Here is a 17,773-nt window from a genome sequence, read left to right on the forward strand (position 1 = left end):
GAAGTGACAAGCACAAAATACAAAAAACTTTTTGTTCGCTCACTTTTCAAACTCAACGCTTATTTAACCCGCGAATCGCCCGCTAAATGCGCAATTTCACGCGCAAAACTGGCTACCTGCGACCAGTCGGTATAAACCACTTCTTTACGCGTATCGGTTTCGCCACCCGTCATCTTCATAATCAGACGGATCATGAAGCGGTCATACCAGCGGTAGCGAGGATAGCGCAGCGCACCGGCAAAGACGGCGCACAGGTCTGGCTGCCACGGCGAGCTGAGCAAAAACTTGCGCGTGTAGCTGTTGGTCTGCGGCGTACGCTTCTCGGCTTTACGAGCAACCAGATTGACCGAGTAAAACGCCCCGGGCAATGTGTTGAGTACCGCCGTGTGCTTTTTCACAAAGCGATCCAGCGCCGGATGGAAGTGCCCGTAACGAATTGACGCGCCAATCACCACGCGATCGTAATCCTGCCAGGCAATCTGCTCCGCGCGATTCAGGTTCACCACATCCGAGTAAATACCCAGTTCTTTTAATTCCGACGCAAGATACGCGGCAATCTCACGCGTTTGCCCGTCTCGCGTAGAGAAAAGAATCAGTGTTTTCATCAATGGCTCCTTATTCGCGCCAGAATGTTGGGGTGAACAGCACCAGCAGCGTAAAGACCTCAAGACGACCAAACAGCATATTGGCGATGAGGATCCATTTCGCGACCGGGTTCATGCTGGCAAAGTTATCCGCCACAACGCCCAGGCCAGGCCCGAGGTTGTTCAGTGTTGCGACGACGGACGCAAAGGCGGAGAAATCATCCACCCCCGTCGCGATAATCGCCAGCATGCTGACGATAAAGACCAGCGCATACGCCGAGAAGAACCCCCACACCGCTTCGAGGATACGTTCCGGCAGCGCGCGGTTACCCAGCTTGATGCTGTAGACCGCATTCGGGTGAACCAGACGTTTCAGCTCGCGGTTCCCCTGCTTAAACAGCAGCAGAATACGAATCACCTTCAGGCCACCGCCCGTAGACCCCGCACAGCCCCCGATAAATGCAGAGCATAAAAGCAGCACCGGCAGGAACAGCGGCCAGCGCGCGATGCTGTCCGTGGTAAACCCGGCGGTCGTCGCCATCGATACCACCTGGAAGAACGCCTGGTTTAGCGTGGTCAGCGCCGAGTTATAAACATCATGGAACCACAGCACCAGGGTGCAGATGACGACCAGCGTAAGCTGGACACCAATAAACATGCGGAACTCAGGATCGCGCCAGTACACCTTCAGGCTACGTCCGCTCAGTAAAGAGAAGTGCAGACCGTAGTTACAGCCTGAAATCAGAAGGAAAATGGCAATAATGGTGTTAATCGTTGGGCTGTCAAAGTAGCCCACGCTGGCGTCGTGAGTGGAGAACCCGCCGATAGCAATTGTCGCAAAGCTGTGTCCGATAGCGTCGAAGGCAGGCATCCCGGCGAACCAGAGCGCCAGCGCACAGGCCACCGTCAGCAATACATAGATAAGCCAGAGGGTTTTCGCCGTCTCGGCAATACGCGGGCGCATCTTGTTGTCTTTCAGCGGCCCCGGCATTTCGGCGCGATAGAGCTGCATCCCCCCGACGCCCAGAATCGGCAGAATAGCCACCGCCAGGACGATGATCCCCATCCCCCCGAACCACTGCAGCATCTGGCGATAAAAGAGAATGGCGTGGGGTAACGAATCCAGCCCCACCAGCGTCGTCGCACCGGTGGTCGTTAAGCCGGAGAACGATTCAAAAAAGGCGTCCGTGATGCTGAGATTGGGCTGTTCAGAGAAAATAAAGGGCAGCGAACCAACGCTTCCCAGCACCGTCCAGAACAGGACCACAATCAGAAATCCTTCGCGCGATTTCAGCTCACCTTTCTGACGACGGTTCGGCCACCACAGCAGCGAGCCAATCGCCAGCGCGACAAAGAAGGTCTGGGTAAATGCCCGCCCCGCACCGTCCCGGTAGATAAGCGCCACCAGTCCAGGGAGAATCATCGTCCCGGAAAAGAGTATGACCAGCAGTCCAACGATTCGGGTTATGGCACGAAAATGCATCTCTGCCGCTTCCTTTGGTATTCAAAAAAGTGAGGTGGGGATTATTCTTCAATCGGCAGCAATTGCAACGAACCACGACTAAAATCAGCCAGTTTTGCTGAAAAAGCAGCCAGTTCAGCCTGAGGAAGCGCCACGCGTAATTGCACCATCGCCTGATAGTCACTGTGCGCGATGACGCCGTTAAACTGCCGCAGCAACGCTTCAATACCGGATAGCTGAGCGTAATCGCACAATAGAGTATATTCGGTGAGCGGCGTTTTGCGGGTGGTCATCAGCATATTCAGTGCCCGCTGGACGCCACCGCCATAGGCTTTAACCAGCCCGCCCGTGCCTAACAGGATGCCGCCGTAGTAGCGCACTACCACGGCGGTAATTTCACCCACACCGCTGCCCATCAGCTGGGAGAGCATAGGTTTACCGGCCGTGCCCGCCGGTTCACCGTCGTCTGAAAAACCGAGCTGTTGCGAATCGTCCGGCGGCCCTGCCACCCACGCCACACAGTGGTGGCGTGCGTCAGGATGCTCGGCGCGAACGGACTCGACAAACGCTTTCGCCGCCTCTACGCCGTCAGTGTGCGCCAGCAGCGTAATAAAGCGGCTTTTCTTGATTTCCTCAACAAAGGTGACCGGTTCAGCCGGTATCAGCCAGCTTTCCATCAGGCCAGCTTCAGGTCTCGCGTCATATTCTCGATACCGTTCTCGTGAACCACCACGTTATCTTCGATGCGAATGCCGCCAAACGGTTTAAGCGCGTCGATTTTTTCCCAGTTGAAGTGCTTGCTGAACTGCCCTTCACGCCACGGCGCCAGCAGGGACTCAATAAAGTAGATCCCCGGTTCAATCGTCAGCACCATGCGCGGCTCAAGAATACGGGTGCAGCGCAGGTAAGGATATTTAGACGGTGCCGCCAGGTGCGTGCCGGTATCATCCTGCATGAAGCCCGCAACGTCGTGAACCTGCAGGCCCAGCGGGTGGCCGATACCGTGCGGCATGAATGGCCCGGTCAAATCGTTCTCGACCATCGCCTCTTCGCTCATGTCTTTCACAATCTGATGCTTACGCAGCAGTTTTGCGATGCGCTGATGGAACTGGATGTGGTAATCCACATAGCTGGTTCCGGCCTTCATGGTGCCAATCAGCGCCAGCTGTTCGTCGTTTACGTCTTTAATAAGCTGCGCAAAATCGGTATCCGCATTCGCCGCCCATGTGCGGGTCAGGTCGGCCGCGTAGCCGTTGTACTCTGCCCCTGCATCCAGCAGGAAGCTGCGCATCTCAGACGGAACCTGGTGATCCAGTTTGGTGTAGTGAAGAACAGACGCATGCTCGTTCAGCGCAACGATATTGCTGTACGGAACGTCGGTGTCGCGATGACCGGTTGCGGTCAGGTAGGCCAGGTTGATGTCGAACTCGCTCATGCCTGACTGGAACGCTTCGTGCGCGGCGCGGTGACCATTCACCGCCGTTTTTTGCGCTTCACGCATGCAGTAGAGTTCATAGTCGGTTTTATACGCGCGATAGTAGTGCAGATAATCCAGCACCCCTTTCGGGTTGAGCTTGTCTGCCGGAATATCCAGGCCGATCGCACGTTCAGGTACAGGGCCGATGTAGCCGATGTTGCCGCGCGCAGCAGGCAGCTGGCTGCCAATGCCGTCCGCTTTCGGCAGCGCAATCACGTCAATTTCTTCGGTCCAGAAAGAGGTCGGCAGCGGTTCAACGTTGTGCCAGTAATCGACTGGCAGGTAGAACCACAGTTTCGGCTTGTTCACGCCATCCACCAGCAGCCAGCAATTTGGAACCTGTGTCACCGGGACCCAGGCTTTAAACTGCGGGTTGACCTTAAACGGGTAGGCGTGGTCATCAAGAAAAGTGTTCATCAGCTCGCCGGAGTGGATCAGCAGGGCATCCAGCTTGAAGCGGGCCAGTACATCGCGGGTACGTTCCTGTAGGGTAACGATATGATTTTTATAAAGCGAAGCCAGTGAATCCATCATTCTTCCTTTCGTTTTTTTGACCTCAAGTCATCGCATCTTAGCACACCTCACTCCGGCTGCGTGATTTCCACCGACCGTGATCAATGCAGCAATTTCTTAATGAGTAATTTGCATTTTATTAACATAAATTCCACACTCCGTCTCATCTGGTATGACCAGATCCACTTGCTGGATTCAGGAGACTGACATGCTTTACAAAGGCGACACCCTGTACCTCAACTGGCTGGAAGATGGCATTGCCGAACTGGTGTTCGATGCCCCCGGCTCAGTGAATAAGCTTGATACCGCGACGGTGGCCAGTCTTGGCCAGGCGCTGGAAGTACTTGAAAAGCAATCTGAATTAAAAGGGCTGCTGCTGCGTTCTAACAAAGCGGCCTTTATTGTCGGTGCCGATATCACCGAATTCCTTTCGCTGTTCCAGGTTCCGGAAGAACAGCTGAGTCAGTGGCTGCACTTTGCCAACAGCGTCTTTAATCGTCTGGAGGATCTGCCTGTTCCAACGATCTCTGCCGTGAACGGCTACGCGCTGGGCGGTGGGTGTGAGTGTGTACTCGCGACCGACTACCGTCTGGCGACGCCGGACCTGCGTATCGGCCTGCCGGAAACCAAGCTGGGTATCATGCCGGGCTTTGGCGGTTCCGTTCGTATGCCGCGCATGCTGGGCGCCGACAGCGCCCTGGAAATTATTGCCGCCGGTAAAGACGTAGGTGCAGAACAGGCGCAGAAAATCGGTCTGGTCGACGGCGTCGTGAAACCAGAGAAGCTGGTTGAAGGCGCACTCGCCATTCTGCGTCAGGCGATTAACGGCGACCTCGACTGGAAAGCCAAACGCCAGCCGAAGCTGGAGCCGTTAAAGCTTAGCAAGATTGAAGCTACCATGAGCTTCACCATCGCCAAAGGTATGGTGATGCAGACAGCGGGTAAACATTACCCGGCGCCAATCACGGCGGTGAAAACTATTGAAGCGGCAGCCCGTTTTGGCCGCGACGAAGCACTGAAGCTGGAAAACCAGAGCTTTGTTCCGCTGGCGCACACCAATGAAGCCCGCGCGCTGGTAGGTATCTTCCTCAACGATCAGTTCGTGAAGGGCAAAGCCAAACAGCTGACCAAAAACGTTGAGACGCCAAAACACGCGGCGGTACTCGGCGCCGGTATTATGGGTGGCGGCATCGCTTACCAGTCGGCCTGGAAAGGCGTGCCGGTGGTGATGAAAGACATCAACGAGAAGTCCCTGACGCTGGGCATGACCGAAGCCGCCAAGCTGCTGAATAAACAGCTGGAACGCGGAAAAATTGACGGGCTGAAGCTCGCAGGCGTGATCTCAACCATCCAGCCTGTGCTGGAATACAGCGGTTTTGACCGTGTGGATGTGGTCGTTGAAGCGGTCGTTGAGAACCCAAAAGTCAAAAAAGCGGTGCTGGCAGAAACGGAAGACAAGGTACGTCCTGAGACCGTGCTGGCCTCAAACACCTCCACCATCCCCATCAGCGAACTGGCAAGCGTGCTGAAGCGCCCGGAAAACTTCTGCGGGATGCACTTCTTCAACCCGGTACACCGTATGCCGCTGGTCGAAGTGATCCGTGGGGAAAAAACCTCTGACGAAACCATTGCTAAAGTGGTGGCGTGGGCAAGCAAGATGGGCAAAACGCCGATCGTCGTTAACGACTGCCCGGGCTTCTTCGTCAACCGCGTGCTGTTCCCTTACTTCGCCGGTTTCAGCCAGCTGCTGCGCGACGGTGCGGACTTCCGCAAAATCGACAAAGTGATGGAAAAACAATTCGGCTGGCCGATGGGCCCGGCGTATCTGCTGGACGTGGTCGGCATTGATACCGCCCACCACGCGCAGGCCGTCATGGCGGCGGGCTTCCCGCAGCGCATGCAGAAAGATTATCGCGACGCGATTGCCGCCCTCTTTGACGCCAACCGCTTTGGTCAGAAAAACGGCCTGGGCTTCTGGCGTTATAAAGAAGACAGCAAAGGCAAGCCGAAGAAAGAGGAAGATCCGGCAGTGGATGGCCTGCTGGCCGACGTATGCCCGCCAAAACGCGACTTCACCGACGACGAAATTATCGCCCGGATGATGATTCCGATGATCAACGAAGTGGTGCGTTGCCTGGAAGAAGGCATCATCGCCAGCCCGGCAGAAGCCGACATGGCGCTGGTATACGGCCTGGGCTTCCCTCCGTTCCACGGCGGCGCGTTCCGCTGGCTGGACACGCTCGGCAGCGCCCGCTATCTCGATATGGCGCAGCAGTACCAGCACCTCGGCCCGCTGTATGAGGTGCCGGAAGGCCTGCGTAATAAAGCGCGCCATAACGAACCCTACTATCCAGCAGTTGAGCCAGCCCGTCCGGTTGGCGCGCTGAAAACGGCTTAAGGAGTCACAATGGAAAAGGTTGTCATTGTTGATGCGATTCGCACCCCGATGGGCCGTTCAAAAGGCGGCGCGTTCCGTAACGTGCGTGCGGAAGACCTCTCCGCGCACCTGATGCGTAGCCTGCTGGCGCGCAACCCGGCGCTGGACCCGGCAGCGCTGGACGATATCTACTGGGGCTGCGTGCAGCAAACGCTGGAGCAGGGCTTCAACATCGCCCGTAACGCGTCGCTGCTGGCGGAGATCCCACATTCGGTTCCGGCCGTCACCGTGAACCGCCTGTGCGGTTCGTCGATGCAGGCGCTGCACGACGCGGCGCGCATGATCATGACCGGCGATGCGCAGGCCTGCCTGGTGGGCGGCGTTGAGCACATGGGTCACGTACCGATGAGCCACGGGGTCGATTTCCACCCGGGCATGAGCCGTAACGTGGCGAAAGCCGCGGGGATGATGGGCCTGACCGCCGAGATGCTCTCTCGTCTGCACGGCATCAGCCGTGAAATGCAGGATGCCTTTGCCGCGCGCTCTCACGCCCGCGCCTGGGCCGCCACGCAGTCCGGTGCTTTTAAGAATGAGATCATCCCGACCGGGGGCCACGACGCAGACGGCGTACTGAAGCAGTTCAGCTACGACGAAGTCATTCGCCCGGAAACGACGGTCGAAGCGCTTTCTACCCTGCGTCCTGCGTTTGATCCGGTCACCGGTACGGTCACGGCGGGGACGTCGTCGGCGCTGTCCGACGGTGCCGCCGCGATGCTGGTGATGAGCGAAAGCCGTGCCCGCGAGCTGGGCTTAACCCCTCGCGCTCGGGTACGTTCGATGGCGGTGGTAGGCTGCGATCCTTCAATCATGGGCTACGGCCCGGTTCCGGCCTCGAAGCTGGCGCTGAAAAAAGCGGGCTTAACCGCCAGCGATATCGACCTGTTTGAGATGAACGAAGCCTTCGCCGCGCAAATCCTGCCGTGCATTAAAGATCTGGGGCTGATGGAGCAGATCGACGAGAAGATTAACCTCAACGGCGGCGCGATCGCCCTCGGCCACCCGCTGGGCTGTTCCGGGGCGCGTATCAGCACGACGCTGATTAACCTGATGGAACGCAAAGATGCCCAGTTTGGTCTGGCAACGATGTGTATCGGGCTGGGTCAGGGTATCGCGACGGTATTTGAGAGAGTGTAAGGCTATAACGTAGGCCCGATAAGCATCGCGCCATCGGGCTTTTGCCGGGAGGCGCTGCGCTTTCCCGGCCTACGTGAGGTATCTCACCGCCACTGGCTTCACTGGCGAAGAGAAAGAGTTTAGTTGCCGTTCTTCCCGCCTGTCAGGGGCGGGCTTTTTATTTAGATAAACGCAAACGCATCGCCGAACAGGCGGTCTTCACGCGCGTCACGTTCGTTACAGAACAGGTCGCGGGCAATTTTCGCCATCTCGAAACGGCCTGCAATGTAGATATCATGACCCGCCAGCGTACCGTGATCCTGCAGCACCGCCGTCAGCACCGTCCCGCTACGCCCTCGCCAGCCCTCTTCCGGCTGCTCAACCACTGGCTCAATGCGCAGGTTAGGATGGTTAACGCTCAGCGCTTCCAGTTCAGACAGGTCGTACAGGTGCTTCTCTTCGCGGCCGCCCCAGTAGATGGTGATGTCACGGTCTGGATTACGCGCCAGCGCGGTCAGCAGGATAGAGCGTACATAGGAGAAGCCCGTACCGCCCGCGATCAGAATCAACGGACGATCTTCGTCATCACGCAACCACGCGTCGCCGTGGGGAATGTCGACCACAATCTCACGCTCTTTCAGGATGCGGTCCATAACGGCCATCGCGTACAGGTTAAGCTCAGACGCACCAATATGCAGCTCAATAAATTCCTGCTCTGCTGGCGTAGAGGCCATAGAGAAAGGACGCTTATCACGCTCATCCATCACCACCATCAGGTACTGACCGGCACGGAATGAGAATGCCGCTTCAGGAACCAAACGGACGCGATATACGGTGTCGGTAATAGCATCTACCGACGTCACTTTACAGCTTAAGGTTGTCATTCGCTCTCTCTGTCGGGAAGTCTATAGGGCTTAACGGTCAGCTCAGGGTTTACCGTTATTCATTATGGCCAGTTCGTCCCAGATCGCGTCAATTCGCGCGGTCACAGCAGGATCTTTTTTGATCGGGCGACCCCATTCACGGTCGGTTTCGCCAGGCCATTTATTTGTGGCATCCAGTCCCATCTTTGAGCCAAGACCGGAAACCGGCGAGGCAAAATCCAGATAATCTATCGGCGTATTTTCGACTAACACCGTATCACGCGCAGGATCCATTCGCGTGGTAATCGCCCAGATAACGTCATTCCAGTCGCGGGCGTTAACGTCATCATCGCAGACAATAACAAATTTGGTATACATAAACTGGCGCAGGAAAGACCAAACGCCCATCATCACGCGTTTAGCATGTCCGGGATACTGCTTCTTCATCGTGACCACCGCCATGCGATACGAGCATCCTTCAGGCGGCAGATAAAAATCAACGATTTCCGGGAACTGCTTTTGCAGGATCGGCACAAATACTTCGTTCAGCGCCACGCCGAGCACCGCCGGTTCATCCGGTGGGCGGCCAGTATAGGTGGAGTGATAAATCGCATCTTCACGCTGAGTAACATGCGTGACGGTAAACACCGGGAAGTTATCCACTTCGTTGTAATAGCCGGTGTGGTCGCCGTATGGGCCTTCTGGCGCCATTTCACCCTGCTCAATGTAACCTTCCAGCACAATTTCGGCGCTGGCCGGCACTTCTAGATCGTTGGAGATACACTTCACGACCTCGGTTTTGGTCCCGCGCAGCAGGCCAGCAAACGCATATTCAGAGAGCGTATCCGGTACGGGCGTGACCGCCCCCAGAATGGTGGCCGGATCGGCACCTAAGGCGACAGACACCGGGAAACGTTCACCCGGATGGGCAGCACACCACTCCTGGAAATCCAGCGCGCCGCCGCGGTGCGACAGCCAGCGCATAATGAGCTTATTCTTGCCAATCAGCTGCTGGCGATAAATACCGAGGTTTTGCCGCTCTTTATGCGGCCCACGCGTCACGGTGAGGCCCCAGGTGATCAGCGGCGCAGCATCTTCAGGCCAGCACTGCATGATCGGTATTTTGGTCAGATCCACCGCATCGCCTTCCAGCACTTTCTGCTGGCACGGCGCGCCGCGCAGGCGTTTGGTGGGCATGTTCAGCACCTGCTTAAACTGCGGCAGTTTGTCGAACAGATCTCGGAAGCCTTTCGGTGGCTCCGGCTCTTTCAGAAATGCCAGCAGCTTGCCCACTTCACGCAGCGCGGTAACGTCTTCCTGCCCCATTCCCAGCGCGACACGGCGCGGAGTGCCAAACAGGTTGCACAGCACCGGCATGGAGTAACCTTTGGGATTTTCAAACAGTAATGCGGGGCCACCGGCACGCAGGGTGCGGTCAGCAATTTCTGTCATTTCCAGATAAGGATCAACAGGAAGTGTAATGCGTTTCAGTTCACCCTGCTGTTCCAGCAGCGTCAGGAAGTCGCGGAGATCGTGGTATTTCATGCAGTTAGTCATGGCCTCTCTGTAAGCGCTTCATTATACGGCGTAAGCCTGCTCGATGCTGTAATTTTGTTAAATTAGCGTGAACTTATCCGCTGCGATCGAATTTCCCACATTATAATCAACTTAGCGATCCCTCCAGGGTTTTGATATGCTTGCGCCCCGAACTAAGGGAAAGAGTGATTATGCAGGCCTGGTATTTACTGTATTGCAAACGCGGGCAACTTCAGCGCGCGCAGGAACATCTTGAACGTCAGTCTGTAAATTGTCTGACACCCGTGATCACGCTTGAAAAAATGCAGCGCGGGAAGCGCACAACCGTCAGTGAGCCTTTATTCCCGAACTATCTGTTCGTGGAGTTCGACCCTGAGGTGATCCACACCACCACCATCAGCGCAACGCGCGGCGTCAGCCACTTCGTGCGTTTTGGTGCCCACCCGGCAACCGTTCCGTCAACGGTTATCCATCAGCTGTCAATTTATCAGCAGCCTGAAGGGATAACCGACCCGGAAACCCCTTACGCGGGCGATAGCGTCGTCATTACGGAAGGGGCGTTCGAAGGCCTGCAGGCGATTTTCGCCGAGCCGGACGGTGAAGCGCGCTCCATGCTGTTGCTCAATCTGCTGAACAAGCAGGTGCTGCAGAGCGTGAAAAACACCGACTTCCGTAAAGTCTAAAAGTTAATCCCGAACAGGTTACGCACGTTGTCATCCGTCTGCGCGGAAAGCCAGTGCGGCTCCTCTCCGCGCCAGTGCGCTACGCGCTCAACAATGTGCCCCAGCCAGGCGGGCTCATTTCGCCGCGATGCCGGTTTGGGCTTTATATCTCGCGGCAGCAGGTATGGCGCATCAGTTTCAAGAAGCAAACGGTCTGCCGGAATTATCGGCAGCAGCTCGCAAAGCTCAAGCCCACGGCGCTCATCACACACCCAACCGGTGATCCCCAGATACAAACCGCGGTTCAGGCAATCCAGCGCTTCCTGGCGCGACCCGGTGAAGCAGTGGAGCACTGCGCAGGGCAGTTTATCCAGCCACGGGTCCAGCAGAGCGAGAAAACGTTCATGCGCGTCGCGACAGTGCATAAAAACGGGCATTTCAAGCTCTGCCGCCAGCGCAAGCTGGGCAGTGAACGCCTTTTCTTGTTCTTCAGGCGTCGAGAAGTTGCGGTTGAAATCCAGCCCGCACTCACCAATAGCCACGACCTCTGCCGTTTTTGCCAGCGTGCGCAAGGTTTCTGCGCTCTCCGCAGTCCACTGGCTGCTGTCATGAGGGTGGACGCCAGCGGTTGACCAGCAGCGATCGTAGCGTTGCGCCAGCAGCAGCGCCTGTTCACTCTCATGCAGGTTGGTTCCGGTCAGAAGCAGCCCTTTTACGCCAGCGTCAAAAGCACGCGCAACCACCTCATCACGATCTTTTCCAAACTGCGAGCTGGTCAGGTTGAGTCCGATATCAAACATGCAATTCCCCATATAACAACCGCCCTGACGGGCGGTTGGTTTTACTCTTCAGTGGTCTTTTCGGACGCATCGTCTTCGTCGTCCAACCGGCGTCCTTTACCCACGTAGAAACGCGAGAAGAATACGCCAACTTCAAACAGGCAGTACATCGGTATTGCCAGCAGCGTTTGCGAGAAGACGTCCGGCGGCGTCAGCAGCATGCCAACCACAAAGGCGCCCACCAGAATATAGGGACGCTTCTTACGCAGGTCATCAGGGGTGGTTACCCCTACCCAGCAAAGCAGCACAATGGCCACCGGCACCTCGAATGCCACGCCGAACGCCATAAACAGCGCCATCACAAAGCTGAGGTAGCTGGCGATGTCCGTCGATACCTGGACCCCTTCCGGCGCGGTATGCGTCAGGAAGCCGAAAGCCAGCGGGAAGACAACGAAATAGGCAAACGCCATGCCGATATAAAACAGAAGCGAACTGGAGACCAGCAGCGGGATCACCAGTTTACGTTCGTGTCTGTATAGTGCTGGCGCCACAAATGCCCATACCTGGTAAAGGATGACGGGTGCAGACGCAATCAACGACACCCAGAAGGTCAGCTTAATCGGGGTGAAGAACGGTGATGCAACGTCTGTTGCAATCATCGTTGCCCCCAGCGGCATCTGCTTGATCAGCGGCGCAGAAACCACCTGATAGATATCGTTGGCGAAATAGACCAGGCACAGGAATATGAGGAACACCGCAATAATGCAGTTTAACAGGCGCTTACGCAGCTCAATAAGGTGCGCAATAAGCGGTTGAGTATCATCTACTGCCATGGTTACGCTTTATCACTCGACGAGGGGGATGATTCGGAAACGGGTGCGGCGGGCTTAACGTCAGCCGCTTTTGCCACTGGCTCTTCCGGCTGCACCTGTTTTTTCAGTTCAGGTTCCTGCGGCGTTTGTTCAGGCGCTGCGGCCTGGTGCTCCGCACTCGCTGGCGTCACGCCCTCGCGCTGCGCTTCGCTGTCCTTCACCACCGGGTTATGAATGGTGTTCGCTTCATCACTCGCTTTTTCAGGATCGTTAACGCTGTAAGAGCGCTTCATGGATTCCGCCGCTTCGCGCAGCTCATCCATTGAGGCTTTCAGTTCCGGCGTCAGGTTATCCATGCTCGCCTTCTCAACCTTTTTCAGGCTTTCCTGAAACTCCTGCAGCTTAAGCTCCTGTGCCAGCTCGTTCTGAACGGTCGAAGCCAGCGATCTCAGCGCGCGAACCCAGCCCACGACGGTTTTCACCGCCACGGGAAGACGCTGCGGCCCCAGCACTATCAGGCCAATCACAAAGACCAGCAGCAGCTCACTAAAACCAATGTCGAACACGGCTTACACCTGCTCTTTGTCGTGGCTTTTAGCGTCTTCCTTCCTGGCATCTTCTTGCTTGTCGGAGATGGATTTAGCAGTAAAGTCAGCATCCTGGCTGGTTTTATCCTGCTTATTCTCATCATCGCTCATTGCTTTCTTGAAGCCTTTGATAGACGCGCCCAGATCGGAACCAATAGAACCGAGCTTTTTGGTGCCGAACAGCAGCACGACGATGACGGCAATAATGACTAATTGCCAGATACTGATACCACCCATACATATTCCTCAGGGATAGATGATTAATTGGTCAGATCGCATTATACGTATGCAATCTGATGATAGCGACGCAAACTCAGCGCGTTTTTCTCCAGCCAGCGAGCCAGACCACAGCCCCACCCGCCATCAGCCAGGCGGGCATCATTTGCCACTCCGGACGGTTAATCAGCAGCAGCGTACCGCTCAGCAACAGCGTAGCCCCAATGCCAAAGAGGTAGCGTGACTGTCCCTGGCGCACACGGCTGGACTGAAGCTCGCGGGCGATTTTATCCATGCTGTGCTGAAGGTTCTTGCTCTGACGCAAACTGTCGTAAACCAGTTCAGGAATTTCAGGCATTTTTTCGATCCAGAACGGGCCTTTCTCTTTCAGCGAGCGCACCAGCGCGGGTAGGCCAACCTGATCCTTAATCCAGGATTCCAGGAAAGGTTTAGCCGTCTTCCACAAGTCTAACTGAGGATAGAGTTGTCGACCTACACCTTCAACGTAAAGTAATGTTTTCTGAAGTAAAACTAGCTGTGGCTGAACTTCCATATTAAAACGGCGGGCCGTATTAAACAGGTTTAACAGCACGTGGCCGAAAGAGATCTCTGCCAGCGGTTTTTCAAAAATCGGTTCGCAGACGGTACGGATAGCAAACTCAAACTCTTCGACGTTGGTGTCCGGCGGAACCCAGCCGGAATCCACATGCAGCTCGGCCACCTTACGGTAGTCGCGGTTGAAGAACGCGATGAAGTTCTCAGCCAGATAACGTTTATCTTCTTTGTTCAGCGAGCCCACAATCCCGCAGTCGATACCGATGTACTTCGGGTCCTCAGGATGCTCATAGCTCACGAAGATATTGCCCGGGTGCATGTCCGCATGGAAAAAGCTGTCGCGGAAAACCTGGGTAAAGAAGACCTGCACGCCACGTTCGGCCAGCAGCTTCATGTTCGTTCCCTGCTTCTCCAGGGCCACCACATCCGAAACCGGAATACCGTAGATGCGCTCCATCACCATCATGTTCTGGCTGCAGTAGTCAGAATAGACTTCAGGCACATAGAGCATCGGGCTGTTTTCAAAATTGCGGCGCAGCTGGATGGCGTTTGCCGATTCGCGCAGCAGATTAAGCTCATCAATCAGCGTCTTTTCATATTCCCGCACCACTTCCATTGGACGCAGTCGACGGCCGTCCGGCAGCAGACGCGGAACCCAGCGCGCCAGACGATATATTAGCTTCATGTCGGCTTTGATGATCGGCAGGATATCCGGGCGGATCACTTTAATCACCACCTCTTTGCCGTTCTCTTTCAGACGCGCAGTGTGCACCTGAGCGATAGAAGCCGACGCCAGCGGTTCTATTTCGAAATCATCAAACCAGGCTTCAACGGGAAGGTTACCCATCGCCTCTTCGATCTGTTTCTTCGCTCTCACCCCGTCAAACGGGGCGACACGGTCCTGCAGCATCGCCAGTTCATCGGCAATGTGCGGCGGGAAGAGATCGCGGCGGGTTGAGAGCATTTGCCCGAACTTAATCCATACCGGGCCGAGCTCCTGCAGCGCCAGACGCAGGCGTTCACCCAGCGGCTGACCTTTATGGCGATTTGGCATCCAGAACAGCGTCCGCCGCCAGATCCTGAGCGGCAGCGTGATACGCATTTTGGGGATGAGCTCGTCGAGCCCGTAACTCAAAAAGGTGTGGATGATAAAATAGAGGCGCCGAATTTCACCAGGCGTCATTTGCCCTCCAGTTTTTCCAGCCGTTTGCTTAAGGCATCAACCGCACGTTCAACCGCGGCCGTTTCTTCCGCGAACCACGCCACTTCCAGTGGCCCGGGCGCCATACGCCACTCTTCGGTCAGCACTTCTGCGGCATAGCGCTGTTGGCGTTGCAGATTTTTGCGCAGGAACGCCGTACCGCCATGAATCACTTTCCCGATCCCTTCAGCGGCAATGTCACCAATAAAGGGCGCAAGCAGCTCTGCCGGGTCAAACTCAGCCAGATCGCTGAGCGCAACGAAGTTCTGCACGACCTGAATATCGCCTTCCACTACCAGCTCACCGCTGCGGATAAGCGCCGTCAGCTGCTGGCGATCGCGCAATTTCGGCAGCACGCTCATATGGGTGATGACCGAGCAATCCGCCTCGCCTTCCCACTCACCCAGAACGTCAAGCTGGCGTTCGCTGAAGACCAGCACGAGCGGCGTCGAGAACTCTTTTAACACAATGCGCAAAACCTTCCCGTTTAGCCGCTGACGTGCAGCTTTCAGCGCCGGAGCGCGATACAGGAAGGCATTCAGCACATTCTCGATGCCTGCGGTGACTAAGGGTTTAAAGGGCACGGGACACCTCCACTCAGAATTTGTAACCGCGATGCAGCGCGACGACACCCGCCGTCATGTTGAAGTATTCAACGTTCTCAAATTCCGCATCCTGCATCATGGCTTTTAAGGTGTCCTGATCCGGGTGCATGCGAATTGATTCCGCCAGATAGCGATAGCTTTCCGCGTCGTTTGCCACCAGTTCGCCAATACGCGGCAGCACGTGGAAGGAATAGGCGTCGTAGGCTTTGCTCAGCGGGTCGATAATCGGTTTAGAGAACTCAAGCACCAGCAGGCGTCCACCCGGCTTCAGCACGCGGTACATGGAGCGCAGCGCTTTGTCTTTGTCGGTCACGTTACGCAGGCCGAAAGAGATGGTGATACAGTCAAAGGTATTGTCCGGGAACGGCAGCGCTTCGGCGTTGGCCTGCACGTATTCCACGTTCCCCACCACGCCAATGTTACGCAGCTTTTCGCGCCCCATTTTCAGCATGGAATCATTAATATCAGCCAGTACAACGCGACCGGTTTCGCCCACCAGACGGGAGAATTTCGCCGTCAGATCGCCCGTACCGCCAGCCAAATCGAGAACCGTTTGTCCACGACGCACACCGCTGCAGTCGATGGTGAAGCGCTTCCACAAGCGATGAATGCCGAACGACATCAAGTCATTCATCACATCGTACTTCGCCGCCACGGAATGAAATACGTGGGCCACCATGTCAGCTTTCTGCGCTTTGGCAACAGTCTGAAAGCCAAAGTGCGTCGTGTCTTGTGAATCGTCAACCATCTCAGAGCCTGCTTATCAGTCAAATGTTCGTGAAGTGTAACAGATTGGGCGCAATTGCCCTACGATTCAACCACCGCGAAAGAAACGCGCTGGCTGTTCATCTGGCGATAATTCTGCCGCTAAATCGTTGTCCTGGCTGAGGGTATTTTGCTCATCCCCGCCCTCACGCAGTCGGAACTCTTCGTCCTGCGCTGTCGCCTGTTCGGCCAATTCCGGATTAATCTCGCGTTTAACCTCCACCCCCAGGCTGCGAAACGCTTCGGCCTGCGCCAGCAGGTTGCCACGCCCGGAGGCGAGCTTTTTCATCGCCTGACGGTAGTTATCCTGCGCACGTTCCAGGCTTTGTCCGACGGAGGACATGTCATCCACGAAGAGACGCATTTTGTCGTACAGCTTGCTGGCGCGATCGGCAATTTGCTGCGCGTTGCGGCTCTGGTGCTCATAGCGCCACAGGTTCGCGATGGTGCGTAACGCCACCAGCAGCGTGGTGGGGCTGACCAGCATAATGTTATTTTTGAGCGCTTCGGTGATCAGTTCAGGCTGTCTGTCGAGTGCCAGCAAAAACGCGGGCTCGACCGGGATAAACATCAGGACATAGTCCAGCGAGCGCAGCCCCGGCAACTGCTGATAATCCTTTCTGCCCAGCAGACGAATATGGTTACGCACGGAGGCGATGTGCTCCTGCAGCGCCGATTCGCGCGTGTAATCATCCTCGGCGTTGAAGTAGCGTTCATACGCCACCAGCGTCATTTTGGCGTCAATGACCACATCTTTGCCCTGCGGTAGACGCACGATCACATCCGGCTGCATTCGCGAGCGGGCGTCGTTTTCAATACTCACCTGCGTCTCGTATTCATACCCTTCCCGCAGGCCAGAAGCCTCAAGCACGCGGGTGAGCACCACTTCTCCCCAGTTGCCCTGGGTTTTGTTGTCCCCTTTCAGCGCGCGCGTCAGGTTGACCGCCTCCTGCGCCATCTGGGCATTCAACTGCTGGAGATTACGGATCTCATGCGCCAGCGTGTGCCGCTCGCGGGCTTCCTGACCAAAACTGTCCTGCACCTGACGACGAAAGCCGTCCAGCTGTTCGCGTAGCGGCGTCAGCAGGCTGTTCAGGCTCTGGCGGTTCTGTTCGTCAACGCGGCGGTTGCTGTGCTCGAAAATACGGTTGGCGAGGTTCTCAAACTGTTCGCTAAGGCGCTGCTCGCTGTTGATCATCTGGCGGATTTTGTCTTCCGCATGCAGCTGGGTGGACTCAAGACGGGTGGTCACTTCGCGGAGATCGGCCTCCAGCGAGGTATTGATATCACGCAGATTGCGCAGTTCATTATTGAGCAGTTCGCACTCGTCGCGCCAGTGTTCACTCAGCGCAAGCTGTTGTTTTGCTGCGCTGAGGTCAGCGACAATCTCTTCGCGCTCTGCCAGCTGCTCGGCTTTCTGCTGCGCGTGCTGGTAGCTGGAAATCAGCCAGCCTATCCCCGCGCTTACCAGCGCAATCACCGCATAAACCAGGATTGAGATATCCACAATGCCCCCTGCATCCTCGTATAACCCGCACAAAATAGAATTGTGCTGTATAAACGTCCAGTTTGAAAGGGTTTTCCTGCGAGGCGTTACGCAAAAAAT

The 17,773-nt window shown here is 56.2% G+C and carries 17 protein-coding genes; 3 read left to right on the plus strand and 14 right to left on the minus strand.

All coding sequences use genetic code 11. From position 1 onward, the window contains the following. Positions 1-59 precede the first annotated feature (59 nt). The 4 genes from hemG to pepQ are packed head-to-tail and all read right to left on the minus strand — an operon-like array spanning position 60 to position 4,054. Complete coding sequence (hemG, locus tag D5066_RS21365; protein ID WP_080330399.1) at positions 60-605, minus strand: menaquinone-dependent protoporphyrinogen IX dehydrogenase; 546 nt, start codon at positions 603-605, stop codon at positions 60-62. 10 nt (positions 606-615) lie between these two features. Continuing rightward, positions 616-2,067 (minus strand): Trk system potassium transporter TrkH, encoded by a 1,452-nt coding sequence (gene trkH, locus D5066_RS21370; protein WP_013099227.1) that lies wholly within the window; start codon positions 2,065-2,067, stop codon positions 616-618. Between the two features lie 41 nt (positions 2,068-2,108). Beyond that, positions 2,109-2,723 (minus strand): IMPACT family protein, encoded by a 615-nt coding sequence (locus D5066_RS21375; RefSeq protein WP_119917148.1) that lies wholly within the window; start codon positions 2,721-2,723, stop codon positions 2,109-2,111. Next, positions 2,723-4,054: a Xaa-Pro dipeptidase gene (pepQ, locus tag D5066_RS21380; RefSeq protein ID WP_119917149.1), complete on the minus strand. Its 1,332-nt coding sequence runs from the start codon at positions 4,052-4,054 to the stop codon at positions 2,723-2,725. Before pepQ ends, D5066_RS21375 begins: the two co-directional genes overlap by 1 nt. Positions 4,055-4,244: 190 nt before the next feature. Between pepQ and fadB the strand changes: the two genes are divergently transcribed. After that, positions 4,245-6,434 (plus strand): fatty acid oxidation complex subunit alpha FadB, encoded by a 2,190-nt coding sequence (gene fadB, locus D5066_RS21390; RefSeq protein WP_119917150.1) that lies wholly within the window; start codon positions 4,245-4,247, stop codon positions 6,432-6,434. 9 nt (positions 6,435-6,443) lie between these two features. After that, on the plus strand, positions 6,444-7,607 hold the full coding sequence (gene fadA / locus D5066_RS21395; protein ID WP_008501515.1) for an acetyl-CoA C-acyltransferase FadA: 1,164 nt from the start codon (positions 6,444-6,446) through the stop codon (positions 7,605-7,607). Between the two features lie 161 nt (positions 7,608-7,768). Here fadA and fre read toward each other — a convergent pair whose 3' ends face one another. Together fre and ubiD are read right to left on the minus strand one after the other, a co-directional pair. Further along, positions 7,769-8,470, minus strand: a complete 702-nt coding sequence (gene fre, locus D5066_RS21400; RefSeq protein ID WP_028014772.1) for an NAD(P)H-flavin reductase — start codon at positions 8,468-8,470, stop codon at positions 7,769-7,771. A gap of 42 nt (positions 8,471-8,512) precedes the next feature. Further along, positions 8,513-10,006 carry a 4-hydroxy-3-polyprenylbenzoate decarboxylase gene (gene ubiD / locus D5066_RS21405; protein WP_165853365.1) on the minus strand — a complete coding sequence of 498 codons (1,494 nt, stop codon included), beginning with the start codon at positions 10,004-10,006 and terminating at the stop codon, positions 8,513-8,515. Positions 10,007-10,176: 170 nt separating this feature from the next. On the opposite strand from ubiD, the gene rfaH reads away from it, so the two are divergent. Next, on the plus strand, positions 10,177-10,668 hold the full coding sequence (gene rfaH, locus D5066_RS21410; RefSeq protein ID WP_080330394.1) for a transcription/translation regulatory transformer protein RfaH: 492 nt from the start codon (positions 10,177-10,179) through the stop codon (positions 10,666-10,668). Here the strand turns inward: rfaH and tatD are convergent. The 8 genes from tatD to rmuC all read right to left on the minus strand — a co-directional run bounded on the left by tatD (position 10,665) and on the right by rmuC (position 17,674). After that, entirely contained in the window at positions 10,665-11,447 is a 783-nt protein-coding gene (gene tatD, locus D5066_RS21415) for a 3'-5' ssDNA/RNA exonuclease TatD (protein ID WP_119917152.1), read from the minus strand. The genes rfaH and tatD overlap by 4 nt on opposite strands. 41 nt (positions 11,448-11,488) lie before the next feature. Next, positions 11,489-12,259, minus strand: coding sequence for a Sec-independent protein translocase subunit TatC (gene tatC, locus D5066_RS21420; protein WP_080330392.1), 771 nt, complete (start codon positions 12,257-12,259; stop codon positions 11,489-11,491). A gap of 2 nt (positions 12,260-12,261) precedes the next feature. After that, on the minus strand, positions 12,262-12,804 hold the full coding sequence (gene tatB, locus D5066_RS21425) for a Sec-independent protein translocase protein TatB (protein WP_080330391.1): 543 nt from the start codon (positions 12,802-12,804) through the stop codon (positions 12,262-12,264). Positions 12,805-12,807: 3 nt separating this feature from the next. Beyond that, positions 12,808-13,062, minus strand: coding sequence for a Sec-independent protein translocase subunit TatA (gene tatA / locus D5066_RS21430; protein ID WP_080330390.1), 255 nt, complete (start codon positions 13,060-13,062; stop codon positions 12,808-12,810). A 76-nt stretch (positions 13,063-13,138) separates the two neighbouring features. Further along, entirely contained in the window at positions 13,139-14,779 is a 1,641-nt protein-coding gene (gene ubiB / locus D5066_RS21435) for a ubiquinone biosynthesis regulatory protein kinase UbiB (RefSeq protein ID WP_119917153.1), read from the minus strand. Beyond that, complete coding sequence (ubiJ, locus tag D5066_RS21440; protein ID WP_119917154.1) at positions 14,776-15,381, minus strand: ubiquinone biosynthesis protein UbiJ; 606 nt, start codon at positions 15,379-15,381, stop codon at positions 14,776-14,778. Before ubiJ ends, ubiB begins: the two co-directional genes overlap by 4 nt. 13 nt (positions 15,382-15,394) lie before the next feature. Beyond that, positions 15,395-16,150: a bifunctional demethylmenaquinone methyltransferase/2-methoxy-6-polyprenyl-1,4-benzoquinol methylase UbiE gene (gene ubiE / locus D5066_RS21445; protein WP_003860790.1), complete on the minus strand. Its 756-nt coding sequence runs from the start codon at positions 16,148-16,150 to the stop codon at positions 15,395-15,397. A gap of 66 nt (positions 16,151-16,216) precedes the next feature. Next, the gene (rmuC, locus tag D5066_RS21450) at positions 16,217-17,674 is read right to left on the minus strand and encodes a DNA recombination protein RmuC (RefSeq protein WP_119917155.1); all 1,458 of its coding nucleotides are present in this window, start codon (positions 17,672-17,674) and stop codon (positions 16,217-16,219) included. Between the last annotated feature and the right edge of the window lie 99 nt (positions 17,675-17,773).

The organism is Enterobacter chuandaensis (assembly GCF_003594915.1).
GTDB classification, from domain to species: domain Bacteria; phylum Pseudomonadota; class Gammaproteobacteria; order Enterobacterales; family Enterobacteriaceae; genus Enterobacter; species Enterobacter chuandaensis.